Below are 484 nucleotides of genomic sequence, written 5' to 3' on the forward strand. Positions count from 1 at the left end.
TTACTTGCGCAGAGCGAAATTTCGCGCCCATGATCCTCTCGGCGTCGATCCGCCGGAAATGGTCGACGATGGGTTGATCGTCATAGACCATGGCCGCGCTCTTGACGCAGCCGAACATCATGGCCTTCAAAGACGCGACCGGGCCCTCGCCCGCAGCCGGCGCTGGAGATAGGAAAACTTGGTTGCTTGCCAAACGCGTCCTGTCGATCTTATAAAAACGCAACGTTAGCCGAAGCGGGATCCATTTGGGATCCACGGCAACCAGCCGCCGGTCTCCCGCTCGAAACAGCAGCACATCGGCGCGCATGTCCGGCGTGAACCGTTTGCCGAACCAGCCAAGATCTTCGAGCACACCATCGAACGATGCCCCGTCGATTGGCGACTGTCTATCCATTCAAGCGGCCAGTGCGGCTGCTCGGCGTCACGCTTTCAACGCTGACGACCTCCGATCGGCAATGCACGACCCCAGTCCCAACTTGATCTC

Annotated in this window: 1 pseudogene; it reads right to left on the reverse strand. The window is 59.5% G+C overall.

The window, feature by feature from the left end:
- Nucleotides 1-370 (reverse strand): annotated as a pseudogene (locus AC5ZG1_RS44260) (DUF4334 domain-containing protein); the annotation flags it as partial.
- Nucleotides 371-484 lie beyond the last annotated feature (114 nt).

The organism is Bradyrhizobium sp. Leo78, from assembly GCF_059512425.1.